The sequence below is a fragment of the Arthrobacter sp. FW306-1B-F12A genome, from assembly GCF_058781865.1.
The window spans coordinates 1-6,679 of sequence record NZ_JBYSXD010000086.1; the positions used below are offsets into that span (position 1 = coordinate 1).

At 64.6% G+C, this 6,679-nt stretch carries 6 protein-coding genes and 1 pseudogene; 4 read left to right on the top strand and 3 right to left on the bottom strand.

Annotated elements, in window-relative coordinates:
- The first annotated feature begins 204 nt into the window (after positions 1-204).
- Positions 205-645, top strand: a complete 441-nt coding sequence (locus AC3WJU_RS22045; protein WP_492260871.1) for an SRPBCC family protein — start codon at positions 205-207, stop codon at positions 643-645.
- Positions 646-666: 21 nt separating this feature from the next.
- Here AC3WJU_RS22045 and AC3WJU_RS22050 read toward each other — a convergent pair whose 3' ends face one another.
- Positions 667-1,194 (bottom strand): O-acetyl-ADP-ribose deacetylase, encoded by a 528-nt coding sequence (locus AC3WJU_RS22050; RefSeq protein ID WP_492260872.1) that lies wholly within the window; start codon positions 1,192-1,194, stop codon positions 667-669.
- Between the two features lie 57 nt (positions 1,195-1,251).
- Here AC3WJU_RS22050 and AC3WJU_RS22055 point away from each other — a divergent pair, with 57 nt between their 5' ends.
- Positions 1,252-1,875, top strand: a complete 624-nt coding sequence (locus AC3WJU_RS22055) for a DedA family protein (RefSeq protein ID WP_059388562.1) — start codon at positions 1,252-1,254, stop codon at positions 1,873-1,875.
- A 19-nt stretch (positions 1,876-1,894) separates the two neighbouring features.
- On the opposite strand, the gene AC3WJU_RS22060 is transcribed toward AC3WJU_RS22055, so the two are convergent.
- Both AC3WJU_RS22060 and ppc read right to left on the bottom strand, forming a co-directional pair.
- Positions 1,895-2,200, bottom strand: coding sequence for a hypothetical protein (locus AC3WJU_RS22060; protein WP_492260873.1), 306 nt, complete (start codon positions 2,198-2,200; stop codon positions 1,895-1,897).
- Positions 2,201-2,405: 205 nt separating this feature from the next.
- Positions 2,406-5,204, bottom strand: a complete 2,799-nt coding sequence (gene ppc, locus AC3WJU_RS22065) for a phosphoenolpyruvate carboxylase (RefSeq protein ID WP_332602439.1) — start codon at positions 5,202-5,204, stop codon at positions 2,406-2,408.
- Positions 5,205-5,504: 300 nt separating this feature from the next.
- On the opposite strand from ppc, the gene AC3WJU_RS22070 reads away from it, so the two are divergent.
- Positions 5,505-6,341, top strand: a complete 837-nt coding sequence (locus tag AC3WJU_RS22070) for a DUF1684 domain-containing protein (RefSeq protein ID WP_284988696.1) — start codon at positions 5,505-5,507, stop codon at positions 6,339-6,341.
- A 145-nt stretch (positions 6,342-6,486) separates the two neighbouring features.
- A pseudogene (locus AC3WJU_RS22075) lies at positions 6,487-6,679 on the top strand (Gfo/Idh/MocA family protein); the annotation flags it as partial.

The window sequence follows — 6,679 nt, forward strand, 5'->3', positions numbered from 1 at the left end:
CCGTCGGCATGGTCAACATCCTTCCACGAGCACCAGCTCGCTAGGTCAAGGAGTCAACAAAACCGGGGGCAGTCCCGGGTGTTCAGGATCCGGGGACGGCGAAAAATGGCGCGTTCCCGAGTTGCCAAGCGGACCGGGCGTATATGCTCGGTTTTGCCGGCCCGACAACCGCGGGCGGTGTTCGGTCTCGCGAAAAGGAACCACATGGCCCACGCTGAAAACGAAGTCTCGATCAACCGCCCCGCAAACGACGTCTACGCCTTCCTCGCGGACGGGCTGAACAATAAGCTGTGGCGTCCGGGCGTGAAGAATGTCGCCCTCGCAAGCGGAGAAGCAGGCAACAAGGGTGCCGTGTACTCGCAAACGATGGCTGGCCCCGGTGGTCGCACGATCGCCGGCGATTACGAGATCACCGCGGCCGAGCCGGGCAAGCGGCTCGATTTCCAGGTCATCGCGGGCCCCGCCCGCCCAACAGGATCCTTCACCCTGAACGAGGCCGACGGCGGCACCACCGTTCGGTTTGCCTTGGATCTCCAGCCCAAGGGCTTCATGAAGCTCATGGGCTCGATGATCACCAAGACCATGGAGTCGGAAGTCGGACAGCTAGGGCAGTTGAAGTACGTGCTTGAGGCGCAGTCCGTCTGACGCCGCTGCGAAAGCGCGCCCTCACCCGTCCGAAGCCCCGAACACGCTCCGGAACACGTCGGTCGTCTCCGTACTGAACAGCACAAATTCGACGAGTTCCAGCCCGCTGGAGCTTTCGACGTCGATCCAGCTGACGGCGTCGAGCGCTACCGCGGCGACCTCGCGCGCGTCCCAGCCGTAGACCCCCGCGCTGATCGCGGGGAACGCAACGGAACTCGCTCCGAGGGACGCTGCCACTTTCAGGCTCTCGCGGAAACACGACGCCAGCAGTTCCGGATCGTTCTGGCCCGCGTGGCGGTTGGGGCCAACTGTGTGGATCACCCATCGGGCAGGCAATTTGAACCCGGGGGTAGCCACGGCTTGGCCCACGGGCAGCCCGTGCGGGTACCGTTCGCGCACCTCCATGCACGCGGCCAGGAGCTCCCTGCCCGCGGCGCGATGGATCGCGCCGTCCACTCCCCCGCCACCCATCAATGACGAGTTGGCGGCGTTGACGATAGCGTCGACGTCGCGCGTGGTGATGTCACCTTGCAGGATTTCGAGCCGCATGGCGCCAGTCTTGCACGACACTCCGGTGGATGCACCAAAGTGCGGTAATTTGTGCCCATGGACATCACCACCGCCGATGGCTGGGGAGCCGCGATCTATGCCTGGATCATCCCCATGGTGGTGGGCGACGCGATCTTCCCGCCCATCCCGTCCGAAATGTTGGTGATCACCGGTGGCGCGCTGGCAGCGGAGGGCCGAGTCAACCTGTGGTTGGTGGGTTTGATGGCCGCCGTCGCCTCCTGGCTGGGCGACATGATTGTTTTCCAACTCTTCAAGCGTCGCTTGGGACACATCCTGGACCGTTGGGCGTGGGGCCGCAAAGTCCATCAGGGCATCCACCGGGCGATCGCCAGGGCTGGGCGATCCTCCACTTACGGCGCGATCATCGGAGCCCGGTTCATCCCCGGCGGGCGGCTGGCTGCGTCGGCTGCTTCCGGGATCGCAGAGGTTTCCTCCCGCGGCTTCAGTCTCTGCGCTGGCTTGGGCGGACTGTTGTGGGCCACATGGCAAACCGGGTTGGGTTACTTTACGGGCTCGACGACGAAGCTTCCGTTCTGGGCGAGCTCACTGATCGGCGTCGGCGTGGGTCTGCTGATTGGCGTCGTGGTGGGCGTGATCGTCACGCATCGCCGGGGTGACCGCTCGCCGGTGGACGAGCCGGGCGAGCCGCCGCACCTTTAGGCGCGTCCCGGCGTCGGGCTCAAACCGGCGACCATTTCCCCCGTTTGCGACGCAGCACATAAAGGTTCCCTGTGAGCGCTACGCGTTCGACGACGTCGCGCATCATGGCTGCCGACGCGCGGGCCTCGCTGTTCTCGCCCGGATAGTCGCGCGGCTCCACGAGGAAGCGGAGGCTGATTTGGGCGACGCCACCAACAATGTCGAGCTGATTGGATTCGACATGATGACGCGTTTCCAGGGCCTCAAGCGCAGCGGCCATTACCGACTCCGGCGGGTTTCCTGGTTTGAGCCCGGTGATCTTCAACTTGGTCTGGAACGACGGCATCCCTCAACCCTAAACGCTCGCTCACCTGTGGCGCTCCCCCCGGAAACGCCGGCTCACATGATGTGAGCGAGGGTCGGACGGACGCAACCCTCGCTCCCAAACAAGCCCTCCCTGCCGCACGCTCGCTCACATGATGTGAGCGAGCGTGCGCCAAAAGACCCACATAAGTGAGCGAGGGTCGGAAGGGAAGGAACGGAAGGAGCCGCTATCCCGTATTCCGGAGGCCGGCGGCCACGCCGTTGACGGTGATGAGCATGGCCCGCTGGAGGCGTTCGTCGATCTCGGCACCGGAAATGGAAGCTTCACGGACGCGGCGCAACAACTCCACCTGCAGGTAACTGATGGGGTCGAGGTATTGGTCGCGGATTTCGAGGGAACGCTTGAGCGTCGGCTGGGCTTCCAAGAGCTCGGTTTCGCCGCTCAGGAGTTCCACCTCGGCAACCGTGAGATCGTACTCAGTACGGATCGCCTTGAACAGGTGGTGCAGCTCTTCCGGAACCAGCGAAGACACGTAGTGCCCGGCGATGTCCATGTCCGTCTTGGCCAGGGTCATCTCCACATTGGAAATCACGGACTGGAAGAAGTGCCAGCGCTTCATCATTTCGGCAAGCTCAGCGGTGTTGCCTGCCTCGCGGGCTGCCTTCAGGCCTGAGCCAACGCCGAACCAACCCGGAACGATCTGCCGGGACTGCGTCCAACCGAAGACCCACGGAATGGCCCGCAACCCGCCCAGTCCCGCACCGGAATCCGGCCGCTTGGAGGGCCGCGAGCCGATGTTCAGGGATCCGAGTTGCTCCACCGGCGTCGAGGCAAGGAAGTACGCCGGCAGGTCCGGATCGTCGATCAGGGAACGGTACTGGGCAAACGCGGCGTCGGAAATAATCTCCATGACGTGTCCGTAGCGCTCGCGCTCGTCGTCGGAGGTGCGCGGGGTGCGGTGCAGCGCGGAACCCTGCATCACGGCCGCCAGGGAGAGCTCAAGGTTTTCGCGGGCGAGCTCCGGCAAGGAGTACTTGTCCGAGATGACTTCGCCCTGCTCGGTGAACTTGATGGCGCCTTCAAGCACTCCATTGGGCTGGGCCATGATGGCATCGTAGGTCGGTCCGCCACCACGGCCTACGGAACCGCCGCGGCCATGGAACAAACGGACGTTGACGCCATGCTTGGCGGCGACGTCGCGTAGCTTGCGTTGGGTCTTGTGGATCTCCCACTGGCTGGTCATGACACCGGATTCCTTGTTGGAGTCCGAGTAGCCGAGCATGATCTCCTGGACATCGCCACGCAGCCGTACCAGCTCACGATACGACGGGTCAGAGAGCAGCAAGTCAACGATTTCGGCCGAAGCACGCAGCTCTTCCACGGTTTCCAGGAGCGGAGCGAAGCCGATCTTGGCGTAAGGAGCCGCACCGAAGAGATCGATCAACCCGGCTTCGCGGGCCAGCACAGCGGCAGCCAGGACATCGTCCGCGCCGCGCGTCATGGAGATGATGTAGGTTTCGACGACGTCGGGCCCGTACGTCTGGAGGGCGTGGCGGATGCTGCGGAAGACGTCGTAGGTGCGGTCGCCGTCGCCGTCGAGCTTGATGGGGTGGCCGGACAGCGGGCGGCGCGAAGCCAGCTCCGCGCTCAGCCGCTCGAAGCGTTCGGCGCGGCTCAACTCGCCGTAGGGAGTTCCGACGCCGATCCGGTCCACCAACTGCCCGACGGCGTCGTGGTGGTAGTCGGCATGCTCACGGATGTCGAGGGTCGCCAAGTGCAGCCCGAAGGAAGCGATCGCCCGGCGGACCCGGGCCAGGGCGCCGTCGGCCACGAGCACGGCCGAGTGTTTCCGCAGCGAGGCCTCCAGCAGTTCGAGTTCGGCCAGCAACTCGGACGTGGAAGCGTAGTCGCGGCCGGGTTCGTGGTGGCTGGATGCGGACACGCGGCGGCCCGTGTTGATGAGCTTGGCCTTGATGCAGGTCAGCTTGAGGCGGTAGGGCTCCTGCGCGTTCAGCTCCAGGATGCGCTTGTCCAGGCCGGGCAGGTTCTTGAGGTCGACGGCGATCGAGTCCAGGAGATCCTTTTCCGCGTCCACCAAGGCTGTGGAGTTGGAGAGGATGGAGATCAGTTCGTCGATCATCGAGATGCTGATCCGCACGGCGTGCTGGTTCTGCAGCTGCAGGATTTCGCGCGTGACCGAAGCGGTGACGTTCGGGTTGCCGTCGCGGTCTCCGCCGATCCAGGAACCGAAGCGGATGGGGGCGTTGTGCGCTGGCAGCACGACGCCGTGCTCCCCCAGCAGCTCTGAAAGGTCCGTGAGCATTTCCGGCATGGCATCGGTCAGGATGCTGCTCAGGTAGTAGATGGCGTTGCGGGCCTCGTCCACGGGAGTGGGGCGGACTTGGCGGAGTTCGTCGGTCTGCCACATCTGGTCGATGATCTCGGCGAGCTGGCGGTCCTGCCGACGGCGGGCGGCCGTGCCCTCAACGGTGGATTCGGCCAGGACGTCCGAGAGTTTACGGATCTTGTCCAGCACCGAACGCCGCGAGGCTTCGGTGGGGTGCGCGGTGAAAATAGGACGAACGTCCAGCTCATTGACGACGTCCTGCAGGGCCTGGGTTCCGGCCTCATCGGCGATCTCGGCCACGGCTTTGGCCAACCAGCCGTCCTTTTCCTGGCGGGTGCGCAGTCCGCGGACACGGTGCACTTGCTCGGCGGCGTTGGCGAGGTGGAAATAGAAGGCGAAGGCACGGACCAGCTCAGTGGCTTCCTCAAGAGGCAATGAGGCGAGCAACTCGCGGACCTGGGCGACGACGTCGTGCGCGCTCCACGGGCCTGTGGCGTCGGCGCCGCCGCGGGCGGCTTCCTTGGATTCCTTGGTGAGCAGGCGCACCTGCTCGACGAGCTGGAGCAACTCGGGGCCGTGCTGGCGGACCAATGACTCTCCGAGAAGCGTGGAGACGCGGCGGACATCGGCCCGCAGTTCCGCGGCAAGGTCGGTGCTGAGATGTGCAGTGTCAACCATGAAAAATACCTTCTGGCGTTGGGTGTGGCCCGTACACTGCGCTGGATACTGTGAGCCGGATTACTAATATTTCCAAAGGAATCCTACCCGCAGCCCTGAGGCCGGTGGCAATCCGTCTCAAATGTTGTCGCGGGCTCCGCCTGCGCGCTCCGCCCGCCCGCTCCGGCCCAACTGACTAGCAGTTGTTGTCGTTATGAGCCGTCAAAACGACAACAACTGCTAGTCAGTTGGGTTCCGGGAATGGTGGCGACGGGTGCATGGTTAAGCCAACGAACACCGCCCCAAGCCGCTGGAGGAACCATGAGCGCAACAGCCCCCGCAAGCAACGCCCAGCTGGAACGCTGGCAACGTTTCCGCACCGGCCGCAACGCCGCCCTCGCTGCGGACCACGGCTGGCTGACCCTCACCTCTTTCCAGTGGCTCGAATCCGCACCCGCCGCCGTCGAGCTCGTCCCGGGGCTTTGGTCGACGGACGGCACGACGGCGACACTCACCGCGAGCGCGACCGACGGACTCACACTCGTGGAGACGGGAGCTCCCGTGGACGGCACGATTTCAGCCACCCTCCAGGACGAGGAATCGCTCATGTGGGTGCAGTTCGGCGGCTCGGATGGCACGGAAGTGGTGGTGGAACTGGCCATGCGCGCGGACAAGTACGCCATCCGCACGAGGGACAACTCCTCGCCGGTGTTGACGGAGTTCGACGCCGTTCCCACCTTTGAATACAACCCGGACTGGGTGCTTGAAGGCCGCTTCGAGGCGTACCCCGAGCCCGTGGATGTGCCGATCGGGACAGCCAATCCTTTGGTGGATGGGGTGCACCGATCGGTAGGCGAGGTGGTTTTCCGGGCGCCTGGACTTCCCCACGAGATCCGCCTGCACGCCGAGGCCGAGAAGCTCGGAGCCCTCACGGTGACCTTCCACGACGAGACGAACGGCAACACCACGGACGAATGGCGCAAGCTGGCCGTCTCGCGCCCCCGGCCCGACGGTTCCGTGGTCCTCGACTTCAACCGCGCCATCAACTACCCGAGCGCCTTCACCCCATATGGCACATGCCCTATGCCTGTAGCGGGAAATTCGATCGACGTGGCGGTCGAGGCCGGGGAGAAACTGCCGGCCGGCCGGATCGTCTAAACGCAACCGCCTAAACGCAGCAAACCAAAGCCGTTACATCTCCCCTGGACTCAAGGTACACTCTTCTTGGAAAGCGCTTACCAAGCGGTCCTGAAACGACACCGACGTCAGCAGCCCCGCCTCCCGGGGACAGATGAGGAGAGCCATGGGCACCCTGTCCACGCCCGTCCCGGCAGAACGCAACCCGGCAGAACACAAACAGTCCGGCCATGAGCCCAGCAGGGTGGCCCTTATTGGGGTCCACGGCTTCGGCGCGCACCACCTGCAGAACCTCGAAAGGCTCCAGGCAAACGGCGTGGTGCGACTTGTTGCCGTGGCGGATCCGAATCCGCCCGCCC